This is a genomic window from Priestia sp. 179-F W1.4 NHS (assembly GCF_045369295.1).
GTDB lineage: Bacteria > Bacillota > Bacilli > Bacillales > Bacillaceae_H > Priestia > Priestia zanthoxyli.
In genome coordinates, this window is sequence record NZ_JBIQFF010000001.1 from 963,929 (window position 1) to 984,950 (window position 21,022).

The window sequence follows — 21,022 nt, forward strand, 5'->3', positions numbered from 1 at the left end:
AGGGTAATATAAAAAAAGAAAATTCACACAATTTATGTAAGAAGTTCTAACATGAAATATGGAACTTTGTAGAAAGTGCGAATTTCAGAAGACGCAAATTAGAGAATATACCAATAAAAAAATTTAAAAAGCGCTTCCTAAATAAATTTAAACGTGATATAATTTTCCAAGACGCTGGTGTAGCTCAGTAGGTAGAGCACTTGCATGGTAAGCAAGAGGTCGCAGGTTCGATCCCTGTCGCTAGCATACTCAAAAACCTTCTTTCTTGTTGAAAGAAGGTTTTTTTATTTGGATTGGCTTTAAATTTATTCTCCGAATTATTCTTCCCCGCCTTGTGAAAACTTTAACAGTTTGATAGCCTTATTAGGAGGCTGTTAGAAAACATGTATATCTTTTCCACTATGTCTTATGAATCATATTTAGAAATATTCTTAAAAGAATGTTTATTACCTCTAAGTATTGGGTACACGAAACTAGGGGTTAAATTTCAACAGGGAGTGTGAACGATAATTTGATTACGTTTAAGAATGTGTCAAAGCAATATCCAGACGGTACGACCGCCGTGAAAAATATTAATCTAGAAATAAAAGAAGGAGAGTTTTTCGTTTTAATTGGTCCGAGTGGATGTGGAAAAACAACCACCTTAAAAATGATTAACCGTCTTCATGATATTACCGAAGGAGAACTATACATAAAAGATAAGCTCGTATCGGACCACAACATACATGAGCTACGCTGGAACATTGGTTATGTGCTACAGCAGATTGCTCTTTTTCCTCATATGACCATTGCTGAGAATATAGCCATTGTACCGGAGATGAAGCATTGGAAGAAAAACAAAATCAAAACGCGTATTGATGAACTGCTTACCTTGGTAGGACTAGACCCAAAGCAATATCGAAACCGAAAGCCGTCTGAGCTCTCAGGTGGCCAGCAGCAACGTGTAGGTGTAGCACGTGCCCTCGCAGCTGATCCTCCCGTTATTTTAATGGACGAACCCTTTAGTGCCCTCGATCCGTTAAGCCGCGAACAGCTTCAACAAGATGTTATTAGCTTAAAAGAAAAAATCAAAAAAACATTTGTGTTTGTTACGCATGATATGAGCGAAGCCATGACGCTTGGAGATCGTATCTGCCTGATGAAAGATGGGGAAATTGTTCAAGTTGGCACCCCGGAGGAATTCATTCAAAAGCCTAAAAATGAGTTTGTGAAAACATTTATTGGAAATCAAGGAAATACTTTATTTGAGACATTGGATATGTTTGTCAAAGAAAGTGAACAGCCAGACGTAGAACCTACCGAAGAGCTAGCTTCAACCGCCACTGTTCAGCAGGCAATGGACGCCCTTTACGACCATGAAGCAATAGCTGTGAAAAAAGGGAGCAAACGCATTGGCGTTGTAACGCGCAAAACTCTATTAGCGTTTCTTTCTGATAAAACGAAAGAAGGAGGAACGCTGTAATGAATGCACTAAGCGCATTATTAGATCAACGAGGAGATGCCCTGTTTCAAGCTCTTCTTGAACACATTCAAATTTCACTACTGGCTCTTGTGATCGCCGTATTAATTTCAGTGCCGCTTGGACTGTACTTAACGAGGCATGACCGCATTGCTGAACCGATCATTGGCGTAACAGCCGTACTGCAAACCATTCCTTCACTCGCTTTATTAGGATTACTGATTCCTCTTGTCGGAATTGGAACCTTTCCCGCGGTTATTGCACTGTTTTTATATTCGCTTCTTCCTATTGTACGAAATACATATACCGGAATTAAAGAAGTGGACCCATCTTTAATTGAAGCATCCAAAGCCATGGGGATGAACTCGTGGAGACGATTAATCAAAGTAGAACTTCCTCTAGCGCTTCCTGTCATTATGGCCGGAATTCGCACAGCGATGGTACTCATTATTGGTACAGCGACAATCGTGGCTCTTATCGGAGCAGGCGGACTCGGAAGCTTAATTTTGCTTGGTATTGACCGAAGCGATAATAGTTTGATTTTATTAGGAGCCGTTCCAGCAGCATTATTAGCGCTTATTTTTGATGGAATTCTGCGAACGATTGAACACTCTGCTAAAAAAGGGTCCAAAAAACGCTCGTTCATCATGATCATCGTATTAGTACTTATTCTTGTTTCTCCGTTTGCAGCGATGAGCGCAACAAAACCAGACCTTGTTATCGGAGGGAAAATTGGTGCAGAACAAGATATTTTAATCAATATGTACAAAGAATTAATTGAAGATCAAACCGATATGAAAGTAAACCTTCGTTCGTCGCTTGGGAAAACGGTATTTGTATTTGAGGCTCTGCGTAACAAGGAAATTGATTTGTACCCTGAATATACGGGGACAGCCATTGTGACGCATCTAAAGGAACAGCCGGACAGCAAAGATGAAACACAGGTGTACAAGCAGGCAAAAGAAGGATTTAAAAAGAAATTCGGGCTTGTCTATTTAGATCCAATGAAGTTTAATAATACGTACACATTGACCGTGACAAAAGAATTTGCCAAAGAAAATAATCTAACGACCATTTCAGATTTGGCAAATGCAACAGATAAAGTAAAAGCAGGATTTACGCTTGAGTTTAAAGATCGTGAAGACGGCTACGTAGGCATTCAAAAAGAATATGGCCTTACTTTCCCGAATATTAAAACGATGGAGCCGAAGCTTCGCTATCGCGCTGTTGAAAAAGGCGATATTAACATGCTTGATGCTTACGCAACGGATCCCGAAATCAAACAGTTTGGTTTAAAAGTCTTAAAAGACGACCAGCAGTTCTTCCCTCCGTATCAAGGAGCGCCTGTACTTCGTGAAGATACGCTAAAAGAGCACCCTGAACTGAAAAGAATCTTAAATCAACTGGGTGGTAAAATCAGTGACGACGAAATGCGTGAAATGAACTATCAAGTAAATGCAAAAGGAAAAACGGCTGAAGAAGTCGCTCATCAATTCTTACTGAAAAAAGGATTAATTAAAAAATAAAAATGAAGACAAAACGATCCGTACAAAAGTATTTTAGCTAAAAGAAGATCCGAACGATAAATCGTTCGGATCTTTTTATTGGCATGGTGGACGTGGCTTTCATATATGTAGGTGCTTCTAGCAATTGATTGGAGCGCAAGAGGCAATTCATACTCGATCATTTACCCCATTTGTTCTTCTTTATATTGGCGTGATTTCGTTATGTTTCAATCTCTTTTTGCTGTGAGAGAAGCATTAATGAAAATACGATTTTATGAACAAGCTAAAGGTACCAAATTTGTTTTTTGATGGAGAGGGGGCGCCGTTATGAATTCATTTTTTGCGTGTCATCCTGTACAACATTCTTTTCAGCTTTTTTCAGTTGAACACCTTGTAACTTTAGCCATTATCGTGATCATAGGAACAGTTATTTTTTTGTGTCGAAAGCAGCTGCGAAAAAAGAGGTTTGTGTTCATTTTGCTTTCACTCGTTCTAATTGCTTCAGAAACGGCCTACCAGGCTTGGGAAATCGGATGTCATCAGTGGTCCGTTGAAACTTCTTTGCCTCTTCATCTGAGTGATATAGTCGTGCTGCTGGCTGCTGTTATGCTGATAACCAAAAGCAGATTTCTTTTTTATTTTGTGTACTTCGCAGGAATCAGCAGCTCTGTTCAAGCGATGATTACCCCAGACCTTGGCGGCTATGCGTATGCCCAGTTTCGCTATGTGCAGTTCTATGTATCGCATGGCGGTTTGGTACTTGCTTGCTGTATGCTAATTGCTGCCTGCAGATATGAGCCGACGTTTCGTTCTTTATGGGTAAGCGTAGTATTTGTTAATCTGTACGGAGGTTTTATCTATTTCATGAATCGTTTACTGGGTGCGAATTATTTATACATGATGAAAAAGCCAGAGCACGCTTCCTTGCTGGATGTTCTTGGACCTCATCCTTGGTATTTAGTATGGATTGAAGGAATTATGATTCTTAGTTTTCTTGTCCTTTATCTTCCGTTTTGGGTACATAAAAAAATTAAAGGTGATAAAAGCAAAGTCAATTTTATTGAAGCAGAATGATAATACTGGTAATTTATAAGTGTAAACGAACTCGGATTTCCTGAAGTAAAAGGAAAGAATGAGTGAACAAGCCGTGAGAGGCAAGCGTAAAAAATAGAAAAGAAAAAAGCAAGCACAGACATCAGAAGGAGAGTATCAAAATGAAAACACTGGTTATTTTAGCGCATCCAAATCTAGCATCTTCTCGTATTAATAAAGCGTGGGCAGAGCGAGTAAAAAAAGAGGAGGATGTGTACGTTCATGATTTATACGCAAACTATCCCGATTTCAAAATTGATGTAGAAAAAGAGCAGGAGTTAGCTGTTCAATTCGATCGTATTGTTTTCCAATTTCCATTTTACTGGTACAGCTCACCAGCACTCTTAAAAGAGTGGCAAGATGTTGTTTTAACATACGGATGGGCTTATGGAAGCAAAGGTACTAAACTTCAGGGAAAAGAGTTTGTCGTAGCTACTTCGACAGGAGGCCCTGCAGAAGCTTATCAAGAAGGGGGATACAACCGTTACCCAATGAATCATCTGCTTCTTCCTTTCCAAGCTATGGCAAATTTAACAGGTATGAAGTTCCAAACTCCATTTTTATTTCAAGGAGCAGGCGGTGACCTGAGTGACAAAGTTATTCAAGATAGCGCAGAAAACTACGCTCAATTACTAAGATAATAAAAAAAGCCGCGTCAAAGCGGCTTTTTAATTTGCGTTTGTTCGTGAGAAAGAAGTAAGCAGCTTTTGAGGAGCAATATCTAATCCTTCAATCAGTAGTCCTGTCATAGCCGTTAGACTCCCGACTTCAAAAGATTCCCCAGCTCTCCAAAATGCTGATTCACCTTGTTTGATATAAATTTTTAGTCCGTTATCGCCAGCTACCCAGCCTTCCCCGTGAACGACTAAAAGAAGCTGTGGAATCGTAGCTTCTTGACGGGGGGTATAATCATTTTCTTGAAAAGATAAAAAGCTGATTTTGACATCTCCAGTATGAGAAAGCAATGGGTTTACTTTATAGGTAGAATGAAGAAAGGAACGCTCTTCTTCAGATTGAAAACCATATAATTTCATCATTTCATCTCCTTGACTAAAAAATATAAAAAAGAAGTCCTTCTCTTTTCATATACGCATACAGGAGAAAAAATAGAACTCCAAAGAAACGGCTGTTTTCTAGAAAACAACTCTATTTTATCTCCATTTTTTGTCGAAGCTGAAAATTTTTTGAAGGATAGGGAGGAAAAACAGAAGTTTTTTTGAATAGTATAAAAAAAGGTGTCCTCTAATGGACACCTTTTCCTAATTTAAAAATGACTGTAACGCTTGTTTGTTTTCTTCAAGGTCGATGCTTAAAACAGCACCAATACCGGATATTCGTTCATTTGAATAGGAACCTTCAACCGGTAAACGAAGAGATTTTAAATCTGGCTGATTTCCAACTAAAAAATCTTTTCCTATCACAATAAATGTTTTTGGCGGAATATTTGTATCCACATATGGATCAATGACACCCCATAGCTTAGGAGCTTTCGCCAGTGTCTTTACTTGAAGAGCTTCATCCATTAATTTACCAATCACTTCTTGTTGACGCTTCACGCGCCCGAAATCACTTTGGCTATCATGGCGGAATCGCACGTATCCTAGTAATTTATCTCCGTGAAGAGTTTGTTTTCCAGGTTTTAGCGTCATGCCAATTCCTGATGACATTTCGTGTGGCACGGTAACCGTAATTCCCTCAGGGGCAATCGTATCCGCAACTTTAGAAAAACCTTTAAAATCAACAACGGCATAATAGTTTACATCTATGCCGAAATTTTCTTTAATTGTCTTACGCATTAGTTCGGGCCCGCCAAATGCATAGGCTGAATTTAATTTGTTTTTGCCATGTCCAGGAATATCCACATATGAATCACGCATCAAAGAAACAATTTTAGGCTGATTGCTGTCTTTGTCATAATGAGCAATCATAATTGTATCGGCACGCGAATGTTCTTCACCTCGAGAGTCAATTCCAAGAAGCAGCACATTCATGCTATCTAAATTGGCACTTGCACCATTAAAATCAAACTGTCCATCTTTCCCAAAAGCTCCGTCTGCTTCTGCTAACCCTTGTTGGTATTGATAATACACATATGCACCAGCGGCGATTACAAGAATGAGAAAGAAAAGAAGTAGCTTTCTAAAGCGTTTCTTTTTTCTTTGCTTTTTTCTTTTATGTTGTTTACGTTCTGTACGTTCTTCCAAATGTCTCACCATCGCATTCAAAAATATTAATACTTTTTTGTTTGAAGCCAATTATGCAAAAAATTATAAAACGACATAATAAAATTAACACTAAGGAATTAGATTAGCAAGTACGTTCACTAGTAAATCTGCGAAGACAGCTAAAATAAGAGAAGGGTATAAATAGAAGAAAGAGGAAATAAAGGTTATTTTTTTCGAGGATATTTGTTATAATCTATCATAGTTAGGGAAAAAGTTCTGTCTTTTAAGAGTGGAATATGAGAAAAGTCTCTGTTTGTTGAGAATCAAATATAGGTCTAAGTGTAGAAAAAAGGAGTGAAGCGAATGAGTATATATGTGTCATCTTCGAACCTTGTGCTGATTCCAGAAGCGGCGTTAAGTCATTGGAAACCTTATGGCGCGGGGGAATTGACCGGAGCTATTATTTCAGGTAAGGATAGTGCTGAAATAATTAAAGAGCTTAATCAATCGTCTATTCTGCCTTTTACAAGTTTTTTCTATCGAAAGCATTTTGTTATTCTGTTTGATAAAGAACAAGTGAAAAATCATTTTGAACAGCTGCTTTTATTATATAAATCTCAGGGCTATATTTTTTATTCTTCTACTTTATACGATGATCATTGGTCCCAGGTCCTTGAAGGAACCAAGCAGCTGCTAACGGTAAATGGACAAGTGGTGCCGGTGCTTGAGCTTGAACAAAACGGTGAATTTGACGTTGTGCGTGATGAAAGTGGTCTGCACATTGTGATAGATGATGACGAAGACGAAGAGAAGCAGCTAGAAAAAAAAGTTCATGAGCTCCCGCTTGAAGAAGGTAACTATTTTATTGGCGATCCGGGATTTGTTGAAAACCGAGACATGCTGGTAAAAGAATATTTTCCTAAAGGTACGTACGAATTTATTTATAGATACGGAGAAAATGGCTGGCTGATGAAAGTAAGTATTCAGCGAAAAGCGATTAAAGAGCAGCTTACTACTCTTCACGCGGCTTTGTCTTAACCTCTATTCATTGTACAATATTGCTAAATAACTATGTTATAATAGTAATATTGCACAATGAAAGGGGTTTTTTTAATGGAAGCACGTTTGCAAAAAGTCGTATCATGGCTGAAGGAAAAGAATGTAGAAACGGCCTTTATTTCGTCAACTGAAAACGTATTTTATTTAACTGGATTTCACACGGATCCGCATGAGCGTCTGCTTGGTTTATTTTTATTTAATGAAGCGGAGCCGATGCTTGTTTGTCCATCAATGGAAGTGGGTCAAGCAAAAGAAGCCGGCTGGAAATTTGATGTGATCGGATATGAAGACCATCAAAATCCTTGGGAACTTATTAAAGAAGCTTTACATAAACGAAACGTAATGGATGTGAAAAAAGTTGCTGTAGAGAAAGAGCAGCTGCTGTATGCGAGAGCTGAAGAACTGCTTAATTTATATCCAAATGCTGAGCTAGTCGGAGCAGAAGAGAAATTAAATCAGCTGCGTTTAATTAAAGATGAGCGTGAAGTTGAGATTCTGCAAAAAGCAGCTGCATTAGCTGATTTTGGCGTAGAAGTAGGCGTAGCTGCCTTAAAAGAAGGCGTTACGGAAATGGATGTTCTGGCTAAAATTGAATACGAGCTAAAGCGAAAAGGAATTCGTGAGATGTCGTTTTCAACGATGGTGTTATTTGGTGAAAAAACGGGAGAAGCGCACGGGAACCCAGGTCTTCGCACGTTAAAGCCAGGAGATATGGTTCTCTTCGATTTAGGTGTAGTGCTAGATGGATACTGTTCAGATATTACGCGTACAGTCGCGTACAAGTCGATTAATGATAAGCAAAAAGAAATCTATGAAACGGTACAGCGCGCCGAGCAGGCAGCTCTTGAAGCTTCCAAGCCTGGCACTCGCATTGGCGACTTGGACATGGTAGCACGCAATATTATTACAGAAGCAGGGTATGGAGAGTGTTTCTTGCATCGTCTTGGTCATGGTCTTGGTATCAGCGTGCATGAGTTTCCTTCAATGAGCCGCAACAATGATGATGTGCTTCAAGAAGGCATGGTGTATACGATTGAACCGGGTATCTATATTCCAGGACTCGGAGGCGTGCGTATTGAAGATGATGTAATCATCACAAAAGATGGATACGAAACGTTAACGAAGTACCCAAAAGAATTACAAATTATTTCATAATAATGTCATAAAAAATAGAGGCTGCCATGGTGCAGGCTCTATTTTTTTATGGGAAAAGAAAAAATTGGTTAAGGTTTCTTGTTTGCTTCTTGAGACAATTTCATAGTATGTTACGAAACGATAACATTTCTATCACATTTTCTAAAAACTATATCGTAAGCGAGTGCGGTAGTATATGCTGTACAGTAGGGGACTTTTTAAGGTCGCAAGCAAGGAGGTTTTTTTATGAGTAATTTTACAAAAGATGAAGAATTAATTATACATAAAGCAATAGATGTATTTGGTCAAAAGGACCGAATTGAAGATTATTCAGATGAACGAAAAAAGCATGGTATTCACGTTGTGGCATGTGAAAATCATCCGCGTCAAGACGTAACCGCGTATGCAACGCTCGGTGGACATCAATGTCCGACAGGTTATACAGTTGGAGGAATCCCGCTTCGAATTGAAATCGTTGGGGCTTGTCATGAGGAGTTCGGTATTTATTCTGCTATTTTAGCAAACTGTATTTTCCATATGATGAAATCTCATGTCTCCATTTTCCCAGGAGCTATTTATAAAGACGTTATTGCAGTCCTTGATGACAGCTTTCATATGCAGCACATTTTGCTGATTCCGCCGTTTTTATGGGATAATTTTTCAACGATTGAACTATCTGATAAAAAAGTAACGTTCCTGCAGGCCGTTCCGATTTCAGAAAATGAACGTGCTTTTGCACTTGAGTACGGAGTAGATTCGTTGCTAAGCCGCTTTGATGCTGAGCAGGTTAATGTCTTCAATTTAGAAAGAAGATCTGTTGTATAAACAAAAAGAGCGCCGACTGAGACGCTCTTTTTTGTTATTGATTAGTAGGTCAATTCTTTTTGAGGTATAGCTTTTTTATGACTCGTTTGGTAGCTGTGAAGCACCATGCCTGCTACGATAACTCCCATTCCAACCCAAGAAAGAATCGATGGCAAAGGACTTGATAGAAGGAAGACCTCTCCTAGCAGGGCAAATAAAACTTCCATCGATTGTGTAGCTTCAACTGCACCTAACTTGTGAGAATCTTTTTTCACAAGGTCAGTTGCCGCAAAAAATAAAATCGTTGCACACACTCCTGAAAGTAAAGCAACTAAACTGCTTTGATACATCTGAGTTGGTTTTGGTAGTCCATCGGTCAAGTAGGCATAGACAGAAAGAATAATCCAAAACGGCAGGCTTGAAAGCGTCATTCCAAGCACGCGCTGAAACGTATTAAGCGCCGACAGCTCCATCATCTTACGGTTGCCAAGCGGATACGCAAAAGACGCAATTAAAATGGGAATCGTACAAAGCAAGGCAGTAGCCGCCGACAGTTCAGTCGCATGCTCAAGTTGCATGAGCACAACTCCTATTAAAATAATAAACGAAAAACCTAGCTGCTTGAAAGGAATGGCTCCTCGCTTTTTTCCTTCCTTGTAAAACAAAGGAGCTAGGAGAGACCCCGATAAAATCGTGATTTGCCAAGTTCCTGCAATAAGCCAGCCGGGACCGTAGGCGGAAGCAAAACAAAGAGGAGCGTAAAATAAGCCAAATCCGACCGTGCTCCATAGCAGCCATTTTTGCGGCTGGGCTTTTATTTCTGCCACCACAGGTTTGATGCCACCCCAAAAATAAACAAGCATAAGCAAAAGAGGTACCATAAAAAAATAGCGCAGAGATGCGCTCCATGCCCAGCTGCCTCCAGATAAATCCATCGCTCGATTTAAAACGAATGTAAAAGCAAAAAAGAATGATGCAGCAACGCCTAATAAAAGAGGCTTCACTTTGCTTCCTCCTCACTTGTCAGCGCTTCACCTAGTGTCAGCCAGTTTGTTTCGACAAGCTGTGATGTCAGTGCGGAATCTTTTTGACGGCAAGCATTTATGATTTCTTTGTGCTGATCAACGGAAGCAAGGCTAGCAAGAGAAGAAAAGCGAGCGATTTCCAGACGTTGAATTTTGGCGCTTGTTTGTTTTACAACACGTTCTAGCTCTAAATTATTCGCCCGGTTTAAAAAAACGGAATGAAATGCTTCATCCGCTTCGATCGCTTTCAGTACATTTTTTGTTTTGATTGCATGTTCTAGAGATTGATTATGTTTGATTAATTCGCCCATATCTTCTTCTTGTAACGAAGTACAAGCCAGCTTAGCAGCAAGTGCATGAAGAGCTGCGACGACAATAAAGGATTGTTTTGCCTCCTCAAGGTTTAATGGAGCCACTTTTGTAGAAGAACCAGGTGTCGTTTGTACAAGGCCTTCATCTTCGAGCCTTTTTAATGCTTCTCGAACAGGAGTGCGGCTAACTCCAAATTGCTCAGCCAGTTCTTTATCCTGAAGCTTTTGTTCCGGCTGAAATTCAAGCATAACGATATTGTGTTTAAGTGTTTGATAGACTTCCTCCCGTAGGGAAAGTCGTTTGAGAGGTTGAATGTTATTTTTCATAAAACCAATATATCGCATATCACATTAAATAACAATGTGAAATCTAAAAAACTTCGTCTAAAAAGCAGACAGCTGCTTTTTAGATGAAGAGCTTAATTACTGCTGCGCAAAGATTTAGATAAGATGCGCGCAATTGCTTTGCTGTGCTCAACCTGCGTTTTTTTGGACTCTTTTCGTTCAAGAGCTACTTTTTGAAGGCTTTTTTCTTCTTCAGTTTGAGCAATAACTTGAGGAACGGGAGCAGGCTTCCCATTTTCTAATGCGACGAAGGTAAGAAAAGAAGTAGCAGCAATACGTTTAATGCCCGTTAACAAATTTTCGGCAATGACTTTAACAAAAATAATCATGGAACTTTTTCCTGTGACAACAACGAATGCCTCATATGAAATAAAATCTTCTTCTGTGACGGGCTCGATAAAGTCAACATGATCAATGGAAGCTGTAACACACGACTTTCTGGAATGTTTAGCTGCTGAAAGAGAAGCCGTCATGTCCATGTCAGCGACAATTTTGCCGCCAAAAAGGGTGTGGTGATTGTTTAGGTCATTTGGAAAAATGTGCTGTGATTTGACTACTCGTGAGACGCTGCAAAGTACTGCTTTTTCACTCATTGAAAACACTCCTTCAAACTGTTTATATGGTTTAATGTATGTTGACTACTTGTTCTTATGTATACAAGTTATAGAAAGCCCTTTCGTAAAAAGCTCTTCAAAAGCTTCTATATGGTAAAATAGAACAAATATGAAAGAGAGGATGAGAGCATGAACTTAACGCAATTTTCTAGAAGAAAATATACGGATTCCCCTACACCTTTAGAAAAGCTATCGGTTTTATCTCAGCAGTTAAACGGACCTTCAATTTATATGAAGCGCGATGATATGCTTGGACTGACAGGGGGCGGAAATAAGACGCGTAAGCTTGAATATCTAGTAGCTGATGCAAAAGCACAAGGGGCAGACGTGCTTGTAACGTGCGGTGCGATACAATCCAATCACTGTCGTTTGACGCTTGCTGCTGCCGTAAAAGAGCAAATGAAATGCGTGCTCGTATTAGAAGAAGGGGAAAATAAAGCAAGTGATCAGCCGACGGGAAACTATTTTCTTTATCATTTATTAGGCGCTCATGACATGCGGTTTGTCGCTGAAGGTTCGGATTTGACAGCGGAAATGGAAAAAGTAGCGCGCGAGCTAAGTGAAAAAGGTCATAAGCCGTACCTAATCCCCGTAGGAGGTTCAAATGTTATCGGTGCAACAGGCTACGCTGCCTGCGCACAGGAGCTGCTTATGAAAAGCTATGAGCAACAAATAAAGCTTAGCCACGTAGTTTGCACAAGCGGAAGCGGAGGCATGCACGCAGGGCTAGTGGCAGGCTTTCAAGGCCTTCAAAGCGGGGTGTCTGTTATTGGAATGAATGTGAGTCGTGCTAAAGAAGAGCAAGAAATGAAAGTTGCCAAGCTGACGAGTGAACTTTATGATCATTTACATAGCAAAACGCCTTTTAAAAAAGAAGATATTGTTTGTATGGATGAATATGTCGGTCCAGGCTATGCTGTTCCAACAGAAGAGATGGTGGAAGCAGTCAAACTTGTGGCCGGTACGGAAGGAATTTTATTGGATCCTGTGTATACGGGAAAAGCGATGGCCGGCCTGATTGATTTAATTCGAAAAGGTTATTTTAAAAAAGATGAGAATGTGGTGTTCATTCACTCCGGGGGTTCACCAGCTCTTTATGCATATACATCGGTTTTTTCATAAAAAGGCAAGGGAGTCGACTCCCTTGCCTTTTTAGTTTATATAGGAATAGTAAGTGAAAACGTCACTCCGGCGTCTGTGTTTTCAGCCGTAATGGCTGCATCGTGCATCGTAACAATACGCTTTACGATACTTAGGCCAATACCGAATTCACCGTTTGCTCCTTTTTTAAACGGTTCAAACAAGTGTTGAAGCACGCTTTGATCAATCGGCGGACCATCGTTGCTGATGGTACATTGAACGTTCGTTTGGTGTTTAGTAAGTGAAAGTGAAACCTTCGTATCAGCATAGCGCAGCTGATTGTCGAGTACATTTTCAAGGACTTTTGTCCACAGCTCTTTGTCTCCTTTAATCGTTGCATTTACGTCGTCAAATTCCCACTGTATTTCAGGGCGCCTCCACCGCAAGCGATCCACTACTTCATGAAGAAGTGCAGTAAAATCAAAGTCGTCTTGTGCAAGCTGGTGAGTGGACATATAGTCAAGCTTGGTTAAGTAAAGTAAATCACGGATTTTTTTCTCAAGATTTTTGGATTCATCTTCAATGACTTTTACCGTTTGGGATAAATCACCTTTTGGATAAATGCCGTCTTGAATCGACTGAGCGTAGCTTTGAATAACCATTACCGGTGTTTTTAAATCATGTGAAATATTTTGAAGCAACGTTTGCTGTGCTTCATCTTTAGATACGAGCCTTTTGCGCATTTGCTCGATGGACGCGCCTAGCTTGCCGATTTCATCGGAACGGTTGACTGTAACAGGTTCATGCCAATTTTGTTCGGCGATTTTTTTTACATCTTTTTCAAGCGATACAAGCGGCTTGCTTAAGTATCTTGATAGCCAAATAGATGGAAGCCAGCTGAATAGAAATACAATTGAAATGACAAGAAGCAGCTGTTTAAAAAGAGTAGAAGTGAGCGCGTTGCGATACGTATCCCACGAAAATGAAAGTAAAAAAGCAGGCTGTCCGTTTACGCTTACTTTTCGAATCACATAAAAAAGCGTCCGGTTGCCGAGATCTTTTTCATAGCGAGCGACGATTTTCCGCTGACTGATTGCATCTTCCTGTGCTTTTCTCAAAAAGTCTTGAGGCAACACCCGTGATGAAAAATAAGAGATATCCGCATGTTCAGGCAATAAAATATGATCCACGGTTCGATTGCCAAGCGTTGGTTCACTGTCTTCATTGCTAAAGTAGTATTCACCTGAGCGGCTTGGCAGGCCGTATTCTTTTAAAATATGCTGTTCATTTTCAATAGTGGTATAAATTTCATTCGTGAAGAACTGCCTAAGCGTCGTTGGGAATAAAATAGCGAGCAAAATTGAAATGAGCAGTAAAATACCCGAGATGACGAGCCAAATTTGAAATGCAAGCGACTTGTTTTTCATGCTTTCATCATCCGGTATCCGTATCCGTAAATCGTTTCAATTCGTGCTTGCGGCATTTTTTTACGCACGCGCCTCACTAAATCATCCACCACTCGGTCTGTGCCGAAATAATCTTCTCCCCAAATGAGATTCAACAGCTGCTCCCGTGAAAAAGCCTGTCCAAGGTCTTTTGAGATAGTGACAAGAAAATCAAATTCTTTAGACGTCAAATCAATCGGCTTTCCATTTTCACTGACTGTACGCGTATGTAAATCGATTTCATAAGGAGTCAGCGTAATGGTATCGGTTTTCTTTTGAGTGGAACCATATACGAGGTTTAGCAGTTTGTTTGCTCGAATAACTAGTTCACGAGGCAAAAAAGGCTTTGATAAATAGTCGTCGCTGCCCATTTCAAGTCCAAGAACCCGGTCAATATCGGCATCGCGTGCTGAAATGAAAATAACAGGCACATGTGGCGTTTGCTGCTTGATTTCGCGAATGAGCTGATACCCGTCAATATCAGGCAGCATAATATCTAAAATCCACAGGTGCGGAGGAGTTGCAATCATTTCTTTTGCGTCCGTGCCGTTAAAAAATGAGCGAACGTCCCAGCCTTCTTTTTGAAGGTAAAGGGTTAAAACTTCGTTTAAATTTTGTTCATCCTCTACTAAATATAGTGTAAAGCTCAAATTTGACACCTTCCTCTGAATATATGAAAATTAAGGTAAATAAAGCATATTGCGCCATCTATGCGCGTTTCTTTAAAGGTTTATGTACCCGCTATTATACTACGTGTTTGCTGTTATAAAGAAATTTTTCACAATTTCACATATTGTTTTGATACTTATCCCAAACTTTTATTTTATAGTATAGATAACATAAAATTTGCTACGTTAAAAGGAGTGATTTTCATGGATCCACGTGATTATGAAAGAGAGGAAGAACGAAAAGAAGAATATGAAAACCGCCAGCGGCGCTATGATCAGTATCAGCCTGCGTCATCATCACAGCCTCCAAAAAGACGCTTATTTCCAGTGATCGCATCTTCCATCGCGGGAGCAGTGCTAGGGGGAGGAATTGTGCTATACGGCGCTCCGCAGCTAGGGTTAATGGATTCAGCGGATACGCATACAGTGAATCAAACAACGCAGACTCAAACGGCAGCAACAACGAGCACAACGCCTCGAACAGTAAGCACCACCGTGAATCAGTCAGATCTTGTTTCAGTTGTAAATAAAGTATCAGCCGCTGTTGTAGGCGTGAACAACATCCAGCAGCAAACAAATCCATTTTCTGGAGATACCCAAACGCAAGAAGCAGGAACGGGTTCCGGTGTTATTTTCAAAAAAGAAAATGGAAAAGCATACGTTGTAACAAATAACCACGTTATTGACGGCGCAAGCGAAGTAGAAGTGTCACTTTCAAACGGGCAAAAAGAAAAAGCTAAAATTGTGGGAGCTGATGCGCTAACGGATTTAGCGGTGCTTGAAATGTCCGACAAAAATGTTGAACAAGTGGCGAAGTTCGGAAAATCATCAGATTTAGTGGCGGGTGAAACGGTTCTTGCAATCGGAAACCCTCTTGGTGAACAATTTTCTCGTACGGTCACACAAGGTATCGTGAGCGCAGCAAAACGCTCTGTCCCTATTTCAGAGAATTGGAACGTAGATGCAATTCAAACGGATGCGGCGATTAATCCAGGAAACAGCGGCGGTGCCCTGATCAATTCTTCCGGTGAAGTAGTTGGTATCAACAGTATGAAAATTTCAGAAGACAATGTAGAAGGAATCGGCTTTGCTCTTCCAAGTGATGAAGTGCAGCCAACAATTGAACAGCTGATGAAAAACGGAAAAATAACGCGTCCATATATGGGGGTAGGTCTTCAAGATGTAGGTCAGCTTTCAGCTGCAACAAAACAAGATCAGCTAGGCCTAACAAGCGATACGTCTGAAGGAGTTGTCGTAACGACGGTTGAACCATTCTCTTCTGCTTCTGATGCTGGTTTACAATCAAAAGACGTGATTGTTGCCATCGATGGAAATGAAGTCAAAACATCCAGTGATTTACGTCAATATCTATACACAAAACGCAAAGTAGGAGACACGGTAAAATTAGACGTGTACCGAAATGGAAAAAAACAAACTATTTCTCTGAAGCTTTCAGAGCAGCAGGATAACAATGGATGAGTTCAGCACCGTTAAAGCTGCTGCTAGCAGTATTAACAGCGTTCGGATTTTTAACAGGCTGCGGAGGGAAGCATTCAAACACGATGTTTCCTTCTGTAGAAATTAGTCAGCTATCTTCTGCTAAAGAAGTGGCAGCGTATGAAGGAGGAAAGGTGACAGGAGCTGAATTCAATCGTTTTTTAGCAGTTGAAGGGTTCTTAAATCCCGATGCTCCGCTAAATGATACAGGCTACCGCAAAGAGTTATTGCGGCAGCTTGTCATGCAAAAAATCTTAATTTCGCATCTAAAGACAAGTGACAGGGTACAGAAAAAAGTCGAGGATATGTGGAAACAAATCAAACGTTCATATGACGAAGATACAAGAAAACAAGGCTATGAAGTCTTGCACATTCGTTCTAGCGATGTAACTAAACAGCTAATAAATCAGTTTAAATTAGAAGAATATTTCCGTAAACAAATTACGTCTGATGAACTAGACGCTTACTATACACGTATTGAGAATGATGTAACGCGCGTATCTTTTTCGCAGCTAACTTTTACAACTTTACATGATGCCGAGACCGTTGCGGCTGAGCTGCAAAAAGGAACATCGCTTCAAGACGTTCAAAAAAAATATGCTGATGTCCAGACCATCAGCAAAATAGAGAATGATGATAATCTAAAGCTTTCGAATCTATCTCCCTCTTTTATAGATGTTTTAAAAAAACAGCACATCGGAGAGTGTAGTAAGCCCATTAAAATGGGTAAAGTCTATTATATTCTTATTTTAAAACAAAAAGATAAAAAAACGGAATCAGAAGTCAAAGAAGAAATGATGAAAGAACTTGTTTTGAATCATATCAACCGGTATATCCAGGATCAACTACCAAGGTTTCACGTGACTTTCAACCTTAGGTAGTTCCCTTTTATATAGATTGATTGTTTTCAAAAAACAAGCAGGTAAAAGAGCTTTCTATTAATAGAGAGCTCTTTTACATTTTTAAGTAGACAGAAATGTCGGTACCTGATAGAATGAAATTGTAAAACTTTCATTATTCGGAAAATTTATACCCTCCAGCTTTGGAGGGTTATTTTTTATGCTTTTGGACGAATAAAAGAGGCTAGGACAGAATTAGTTTAGTGGAAAGAAGATCCGAACGATGAATCGTTCGGATCTTTTCGTTAGTACGGTGAACGTATGTTTCAATCACTTTTCATCTTTTAAATGACTCAATAATGCAGAAGACATCTCCACGTGAGAAAGGGCGATGTGTGAAATCGTTTTGGCATAAGGTGTAATTTCGTTAATAAATTGCTCGAGTACGTGCAGGTGAGGAAGCTGAAGCTTTGTAATGAAGCAAGCCTGTCCGGCGATGCGTTCACAGAATAAAGCATAGGGATACTGAGAAATAAATCTTTTAAAACGCTCGTGCTCTCCGTTTTTCATGGTTACTTCAATAAAACACGAGACGGGCAACTGCAGCTTTTCATAATCAATATCGATTGTATATCCTTTTATAATACCAAAGCTCTCTAGCTGTCTTACTCGCTCTGCCACTGAAGGAGGAGACAGGCTAATTTGTTTTCCTAGCTCTCTTAAGGAAAGACGGCTGTTTTGCTGCAGTGCCTGCAAAATCGATAAATCAATTTCATCAATTTTCAATTGAAAACCTTCTTTCATATTAATGTTTCATTTGATTAGTAATAGCAGATAATATGTTTTATTTGTTATCTGAAATCTCCATTTTTTTTACTATAATAATTAAAAAGGAGTGAGTGAAAAATGGCAAGAGTTTTGTTAACAAACGAAGAGGGAACAAATTTTGAAAAAGCACTGAATTTAATTCCAGATGTAAAAAGGTTGTATGATGAGCTATACGACAAGCTTTGGAACAGTGATATAGTAAAAAGAGAGACTAAGGAAAAAATCAGGCTTTATCTAGCAGGTGTTAACGGCTGTGAGACGTGTATGAGCATGTCATATGTAGGCGATAAGACGCTTAATCAAAAAGTGTTAAGAGAAAAAGAGCTGGAAGAAAAAGATCGACTGCTGTTTCGATTTATAGATGTATACCGAGTGCGTCCAAGGGATTTGACGGATGCTGATATGGATCAATTAAAGAAATTTTACAGTGATACGCAGCTATTAGAGCTTTTGGCTGTTATTAATTTGTTTGATCAATTTCACAAACTGATTGTCAGTTTAGATTTATATGATTTTTGCAGTTTGCAGCGCAAGTGATGTCTTCCCTAAAAATATCTTGACAGACAAAATCCACAGGAGTAAGATAGCTTTCGTGAAGTGAAACGTATCATGAATCGAGTCGATTATTCTAAAAAATAGATCATAGACATTTGAATAAAAATCGCTTAATCCATTACGGAGCGGAGGACCCATTATTTACGCACATATTGTGCTCCGGGGTGAATCCTTAAAAAGGTAGGGTTACTCTTAAAACCCGAACCCGACAGCTAACTTCGCAAGCGTTTTGAGGGGGAAGAGTGTGAAAAAACACAGGAGCCTTCCTGTGTTTTTTTGCGCTTTTTTTAAGAAAAACATGTAATTTTTTAGAAAAAGTATAAGCTAAGAGAACACACAGCAGTTGAAGAAAGGAATAAATACATTATGAAAAAACAGTTTGCTGTATTGGGATTAGGTCGTTTTGGAGGCAGTTTGGTTGAAGAGTTTGCTAATTTGGATGTGGATGTGCTCGCTATTGACCGCAATCAGGAGGTAGTAAAGAAATATAGCAACTCAGCTACATATGTCGTGCAAGCGAACGCAATTGATGAAGCTAGCTTAAAAGGGCTAGGCATTCGTAACGTTGATCATGCTCTTATTTCGTTTGGAGACGATATTGAAGCAAGCGTGCTTGCAACGATGCTTTTAAAAGATATGGGCGTTAAGCAAGTATGGGTAAAAGCGGTGAATATGTATCATCAAAAAGTGCTGGAGAAAATAGGAGCGGACAAAGTCATTCATCCTGAGCGCGATATTGCGAAGCGGATTGCTCATCACGTGGTGTCAGAAAAGATCATTGATTACATTGAACTGTCAAAGGATTATAGTATTGTCGAAATTGTCGCTTCTAAAAAGCTTCATAATAAAACGCTGTTTGATTTGAACATTCGTGCCAAGTACGGCTGCAATATTATCGGCTTTCAGCGAAAAGACGGGGAAATGGTGATTTCGCCTACCGCGCATGAAATAATTGAACAAGGAGATATGCTGATTGTTATCGGACATAATCGCGATTTGAACCGTTTTGAAGAAGAAGGAGTTTAACTCATGAAAAAACAAATCATTAAACTCACTCCTCCGCAGCTGCTTGTCTCCATTTTTGGCGGAGGAATTATTATTGGTGCTCTTCTATTGATGATGCCTTTTTCTACTACTGAGCCAATCCGGTGGGTAGACGCCCTTTTTACATCTACTTCCGCTATGACAGTGACCGGCTTAGCCGTCGTAGATACAGGTACGCGTTTTACCGTCATCGGTCAAACGATTATTATGCTGTTAATTCAAATAGGCGGTCTCGGCATTATGTCATTTGCCGTGCTGATTTTTATGATGCTAGGTAAAAAAATTGGATTTAAAGAGCGTATGCTCGTTCAGCAGGCATTAAATCAGACGAGCGTCGGTGGAGTTGTGCTGCTAGTTAAAAGGTTGTTCATCTTTTCATTTTTAATTGAGTTTGTTGCACTGCTCTTTTTAGCGATACGCTGGGTTCCGGAATTCGGATGGTCTAAGGGGCTGTTCTTTAGCTTGTTTCATTCGATTTCGGCTTTTAATAACGCAGGGTTCGGACTACTGTCTGATAACTTAGTTCAGTATGTAGGAGATCCTATTATTAACATCACGATTTCTTTTCTCTTTATTATTGGTGGGTTAGGGTTTACCGTCCTTGCTGATATGTGGGTGAAAAAATCGTATAAAAAACTAACGCTGCATTCAAAAATTATGATTATCAGCACGTTCGCCATTAACGTGATTGCCATGCTTTTTATTTTTTTCTTAGAGTACGGCAATTCGCATACGCTCGGAAATTTATCATTAGGAGACAAAGTATGGGCTTCTTATTTTCAAGCGGTAACAACAAGAACCGCTGGCTTTAATACAATTGATTTAGCTCATTTGCATGACGCAACGGTGTTTTTAATGGTTTTATTGATGTTCATTGGTGCAGGGAGTGCGTCAACAGGAGGGGGTATCAAACTCACGACGTTTGTGGTGATTGTCTTTTCTGTATGGGCATTTTTACGAAGCAGGGAAGATATTGTGCTGCTAAAGAGACGACTTCTTCCTCTTCATGTGTTTAAGGCACTAGCCATTACGATGATTTCAATTATGTTTGTGTTTGGGGCCATCTTCCTATTAAATATTTCGGAAAACCTGCCGTTTGTAAAAATTATGTTTGAAGTTGTTTCTGCGTTTGGAACAGTAGGTTTATCGATGGGAGCGACTCCTGCACTTTCGTACTTTGGACGCGTGATTATTATCTTTATCATGTTTTTAGGAAAAGTGGGGCCATTAACGCTTGCGTTTTCATTATCTAAGCAAAAGCGTGAAGCCGTTCGCTATCCAAACGAAGATATAATGCTAGGATAGAAAAATCGCCTTCGATGAGGCGATTTTTTTATATTATTTATACGTTCAAGACATATAAGAGGTTACGCACAAAACAGTTGCGATGAATAAAAAGAAGGCAAAAACAAGAACAATGGGCAATTTGGAATGTCGGCGCATTAAAGCCCCTCCTTTTTTATAGTAAAAAAATCTCCTACTATATATAACGAAAGAAACAAAAATATGATTCACTTTTTTTGGCGAAATTTGAAGGTTTTTCTCATTGGAAA

General features: G+C 39.6%; 21 protein-coding genes, 1 tRNA gene and 1 riboswitch. Of the genes, 14 read left to right on the top strand and 8 right to left on the bottom strand.

Going from position 1 to position 21,022, the window contains the following annotated elements; translation table 11 throughout:
* Positions 1-173 precede the first annotated feature (173 nt).
* The 5 genes from ACH0CI_RS04920 (at position 174) to ACH0CI_RS04940 (ending at position 4,697) form a co-directional block, all read left to right on the top strand.
* Positions 174-246 (top strand) — tRNA-Thr (locus tag ACH0CI_RS04920).
* Between the two features lie 265 nt (positions 247-511).
* Positions 512-1,462: an ABC transporter ATP-binding protein gene (locus ACH0CI_RS04925; RefSeq protein ID WP_028410979.1), complete on the top strand. Its 951-nt coding sequence runs from the start codon at positions 512-514 to the stop codon at positions 1,460-1,462.
* Positions 1,462-2,985, top strand: coding sequence for an ABC transporter permease/substrate-binding protein (locus tag ACH0CI_RS04930; protein WP_406900946.1), 1,524 nt, complete (start codon positions 1,462-1,464; stop codon positions 2,983-2,985). Before ACH0CI_RS04925 ends, ACH0CI_RS04930 begins: the two co-directional genes overlap by 1 nt.
* 306 nt (positions 2,986-3,291) lie before the next feature.
* The gene (locus tag ACH0CI_RS04935) at positions 3,292-4,038 is read left to right on the top strand and encodes a YwaF family protein (RefSeq protein ID WP_406900948.1); all 747 of its coding nucleotides are present in this window, start codon (positions 3,292-3,294) and stop codon (positions 4,036-4,038) included.
* A gap of 140 nt (positions 4,039-4,178) precedes the next feature.
* On the top strand, positions 4,179-4,697 hold the full coding sequence (locus ACH0CI_RS04940; protein ID WP_028415029.1) for an NAD(P)H-dependent oxidoreductase: 519 nt from the start codon (positions 4,179-4,181) through the stop codon (positions 4,695-4,697).
* 27 nt (positions 4,698-4,724) lie between these two features.
* Here ACH0CI_RS04940 and ACH0CI_RS04945 read toward each other — a convergent pair whose 3' ends face one another.
* Together ACH0CI_RS04945 and ACH0CI_RS04950 are read right to left on the bottom strand one after the other, a co-directional pair.
* Positions 4,725-5,090 (bottom strand): hypothetical protein, encoded by a 366-nt coding sequence (locus tag ACH0CI_RS04945; protein ID WP_028415028.1) that lies wholly within the window; start codon positions 5,088-5,090, stop codon positions 4,725-4,727.
* 225 nt (positions 5,091-5,315) lie between these two features.
* The gene (locus ACH0CI_RS04950) at positions 5,316-6,272 is read right to left on the bottom strand and encodes an LCP family protein (protein WP_371388465.1); all 957 of its coding nucleotides are present in this window, start codon (positions 6,270-6,272) and stop codon (positions 5,316-5,318) included.
* Positions 6,273-6,584: 312 nt separating this feature from the next.
* Here ACH0CI_RS04950 and ACH0CI_RS04955 point away from each other — a divergent pair, with 312 nt between their 5' ends.
* The 3 genes from ACH0CI_RS04955 to ACH0CI_RS04965 all read left to right on the top strand — a co-directional run bounded on the left by ACH0CI_RS04955 (position 6,585) and on the right by ACH0CI_RS04965 (position 9,239).
* A complete protein-coding gene (locus tag ACH0CI_RS04955; RefSeq protein ID WP_071271495.1) occupies positions 6,585-7,259 on the top strand; it encodes a hypothetical protein in 675 nt (224 codons plus the stop codon).
* 75 nt (positions 7,260-7,334) lie between these two features.
* On the top strand, positions 7,335-8,435 hold the full coding sequence (locus tag ACH0CI_RS04960; RefSeq protein WP_406900949.1) for a M24 family metallopeptidase: 1,101 nt from the start codon (positions 7,335-7,337) through the stop codon (positions 8,433-8,435).
* Between the two features lie 225 nt (positions 8,436-8,660).
* Positions 8,661-9,239, top strand: coding sequence for a suppressor of fused domain protein (locus ACH0CI_RS04965; RefSeq protein ID WP_013084584.1), 579 nt, complete (start codon positions 8,661-8,663; stop codon positions 9,237-9,239).
* Positions 9,240-9,280: 41 nt separating this feature from the next.
* Here the strand turns inward: ACH0CI_RS04965 and ACH0CI_RS04970 are convergent, their stop codons facing one another.
* From ACH0CI_RS04970 to ACH0CI_RS04980, 3 genes are all read right to left on the bottom strand, one after another.
* Entirely contained in the window at positions 9,281-10,222 is a 942-nt protein-coding gene (locus ACH0CI_RS04970) for a DMT family transporter (RefSeq protein ID WP_335706750.1), read from the bottom strand.
* Positions 10,219-10,899, bottom strand: coding sequence for a GntR family transcriptional regulator (locus ACH0CI_RS04975; RefSeq protein WP_335706751.1), 681 nt, complete (start codon positions 10,897-10,899; stop codon positions 10,219-10,221). The genes ACH0CI_RS04970 and ACH0CI_RS04975 overlap by 4 nt, the downstream gene beginning before the upstream one ends.
* A 74-nt stretch (positions 10,900-10,973) precedes the next feature.
* On the bottom strand, positions 10,974-11,492 hold the full coding sequence (locus tag ACH0CI_RS04980) for an acyl-CoA thioesterase (RefSeq protein WP_028415022.1): 519 nt from the start codon (positions 11,490-11,492) through the stop codon (positions 10,974-10,976).
* A 150-nt stretch (positions 11,493-11,642) separates the two neighbouring features.
* On the opposite strand from ACH0CI_RS04980, the gene cuyA reads away from it, so the two are divergent.
* Positions 11,643-12,635, top strand: a complete 993-nt coding sequence (cuyA, locus tag ACH0CI_RS04985) for a D-cysteate sulfo-lyase (RefSeq protein ID WP_406900950.1) — start codon at positions 11,643-11,645, stop codon at positions 12,633-12,635.
* 35 nt (positions 12,636-12,670) lie between these two features.
* On the opposite strand, the gene ACH0CI_RS04990 is transcribed toward cuyA, so the two are convergent.
* Both ACH0CI_RS04990 and ACH0CI_RS04995 read right to left on the bottom strand, forming a co-directional pair.
* Positions 12,671-14,020, bottom strand: coding sequence for a sensor histidine kinase (locus ACH0CI_RS04990; RefSeq protein ID WP_028415020.1), 1,350 nt, complete (start codon positions 14,018-14,020; stop codon positions 12,671-12,673).
* Entirely contained in the window at positions 14,017-14,688 is a 672-nt protein-coding gene (locus ACH0CI_RS04995) for a response regulator transcription factor (RefSeq protein ID WP_335706752.1), read from the bottom strand. Before ACH0CI_RS04995 ends, ACH0CI_RS04990 begins: the two co-directional genes overlap by 4 nt.
* Positions 14,689-14,910: 222 nt before the next feature.
* Here ACH0CI_RS04995 and ACH0CI_RS05000 point away from each other — a divergent pair, with 222 nt between their 5' ends.
* Both ACH0CI_RS05000 and ACH0CI_RS05005 read left to right on the top strand, forming a co-directional pair.
* Complete coding sequence (locus tag ACH0CI_RS05000) at positions 14,911-16,185, top strand: S1C family serine protease (RefSeq protein ID WP_335706753.1); 1,275 nt, start codon at positions 14,911-14,913, stop codon at positions 16,183-16,185.
* Positions 16,182-17,084 (top strand): peptidyl-prolyl cis-trans isomerase, encoded by a 903-nt coding sequence (locus tag ACH0CI_RS05005; RefSeq protein ID WP_335706754.1) that lies wholly within the window; start codon positions 16,182-16,184, stop codon positions 17,082-17,084. Before ACH0CI_RS05000 ends, ACH0CI_RS05005 begins: the two co-directional genes overlap by 4 nt.
* Positions 17,085-17,372: 288 nt before the next feature.
* Here the strand turns inward: ACH0CI_RS05005 and ACH0CI_RS05010 are convergent, their stop codons facing one another.
* Positions 17,373-17,828 (bottom strand): Lrp/AsnC family transcriptional regulator, encoded by a 456-nt coding sequence (locus ACH0CI_RS05010; RefSeq protein ID WP_406900951.1) that lies wholly within the window; start codon positions 17,826-17,828, stop codon positions 17,373-17,375.
* A gap of 120 nt (positions 17,829-17,948) precedes the next feature.
* On the opposite strand from ACH0CI_RS05010, the gene ACH0CI_RS05015 reads away from it, so the two are divergent.
* The 3 genes from ACH0CI_RS05015 to ACH0CI_RS05025 all read left to right on the top strand — a co-directional run bounded on the left by ACH0CI_RS05015 (position 17,949) and on the right by ACH0CI_RS05025 (position 20,774).
* Positions 17,949-18,407: a carboxymuconolactone decarboxylase family protein gene (locus ACH0CI_RS05015; RefSeq protein WP_028415015.1), complete on the top strand. Its 459-nt coding sequence runs from the start codon at positions 17,949-17,951 to the stop codon at positions 18,405-18,407.
* Positions 18,408-18,522: 115 nt separating this feature from the next.
* Positions 18,523-18,667: riboswitch (cyclic di-AMP (ydaO/yuaA leader) on the top strand.
* A 124-nt stretch (positions 18,668-18,791) separates the two neighbouring features.
* Positions 18,792-19,451: a potassium channel family protein gene (locus ACH0CI_RS05020; RefSeq protein ID WP_028415014.1), complete on the top strand. Its 660-nt coding sequence runs from the start codon at positions 18,792-18,794 to the stop codon at positions 19,449-19,451.
* 3 nt (positions 19,452-19,454) lie between these two features.
* A complete protein-coding gene (locus ACH0CI_RS05025; protein ID WP_335706756.1) occupies positions 19,455-20,774 on the top strand; it encodes a TrkH family potassium uptake protein in 1,320 nt (439 codons plus the stop codon).
* Positions 20,775-21,022 lie beyond the last annotated feature (248 nt).

Coding starts and splice junctions, on each gene's coding strand:
- ACH0CI_RS04930 (WP_406900946.1), top strand. CDS start 1,462: ATGAATGCACTAAGCGCATTATTAGATCAACGAGGAGATGCCCTGTTT.
- ACH0CI_RS04935 (WP_406900948.1), top strand. CDS start 3,292: ATGAATTCATTTTTTGCGTGTCATCCTGTACAACATTCTTTTCAGCTT.
- ACH0CI_RS04940 (WP_028415029.1), top strand. CDS start 4,179: ATGAAAACACTGGTTATTTTAGCGCATCCAAATCTAGCATCTTCTCGT.
- ACH0CI_RS04945 (WP_028415028.1), bottom strand. CDS start 5,090: ATGAAATTATATGGTTTTCAATCTGAAGAAGAGCGTTCCTTTCTTCAT.
- ACH0CI_RS04950 (WP_371388465.1), bottom strand. CDS start 6,272: ATGGTGAGACATTTGGAAGAACGTACAGAACGTAAACAACATAAAAGA.
- ACH0CI_RS04955 (WP_071271495.1), top strand. CDS start 6,585: ATGAGTATATATGTGTCATCTTCGAACCTTGTGCTGATTCCAGAAGCG.
- ACH0CI_RS04960 (WP_406900949.1), top strand. CDS start 7,335: ATGGAAGCACGTTTGCAAAAAGTCGTATCATGGCTGAAGGAAAAGAAT.
- ACH0CI_RS04965 (WP_013084584.1), top strand. CDS start 8,661: ATGAGTAATTTTACAAAAGATGAAGAATTAATTATACATAAAGCAATA.
- ACH0CI_RS04975 (WP_335706751.1), bottom strand. CDS start 10,899: ATGCGATATATTGGTTTTATGAAAAATAACATTCAACCTCTCAAACGA.
- ACH0CI_RS04980 (WP_028415022.1), bottom strand. CDS start 11,492: ATGAGTGAAAAAGCAGTACTTTGCAGCGTCTCACGAGTAGTCAAATCA.
- cuyA (WP_406900950.1), top strand. CDS start 11,643: ATGAACTTAACGCAATTTTCTAGAAGAAAATATACGGATTCCCCTACA.
- ACH0CI_RS04990 (WP_028415020.1), bottom strand. CDS start 14,020: ATGAAAAACAAGTCGCTTGCATTTCAAATTTGGCTCGTCATCTCGGGT.
- ACH0CI_RS05000 (WP_335706753.1), top strand. CDS start 14,911: ATGGATCCACGTGATTATGAAAGAGAGGAAGAACGAAAAGAAGAATAT.
- ACH0CI_RS05005 (WP_335706754.1), top strand. CDS start 16,182: ATGAGTTCAGCACCGTTAAAGCTGCTGCTAGCAGTATTAACAGCGTTC.
- ACH0CI_RS05015 (WP_028415015.1), top strand. CDS start 17,949: ATGGCAAGAGTTTTGTTAACAAACGAAGAGGGAACAAATTTTGAAAAA.
- ACH0CI_RS05020 (WP_028415014.1), top strand. CDS start 18,792: ATGAAAAAACAGTTTGCTGTATTGGGATTAGGTCGTTTTGGAGGCAGT.
- ACH0CI_RS05025 (WP_335706756.1), top strand. CDS start 19,455: ATGAAAAAACAAATCATTAAACTCACTCCTCCGCAGCTGCTTGTCTCC.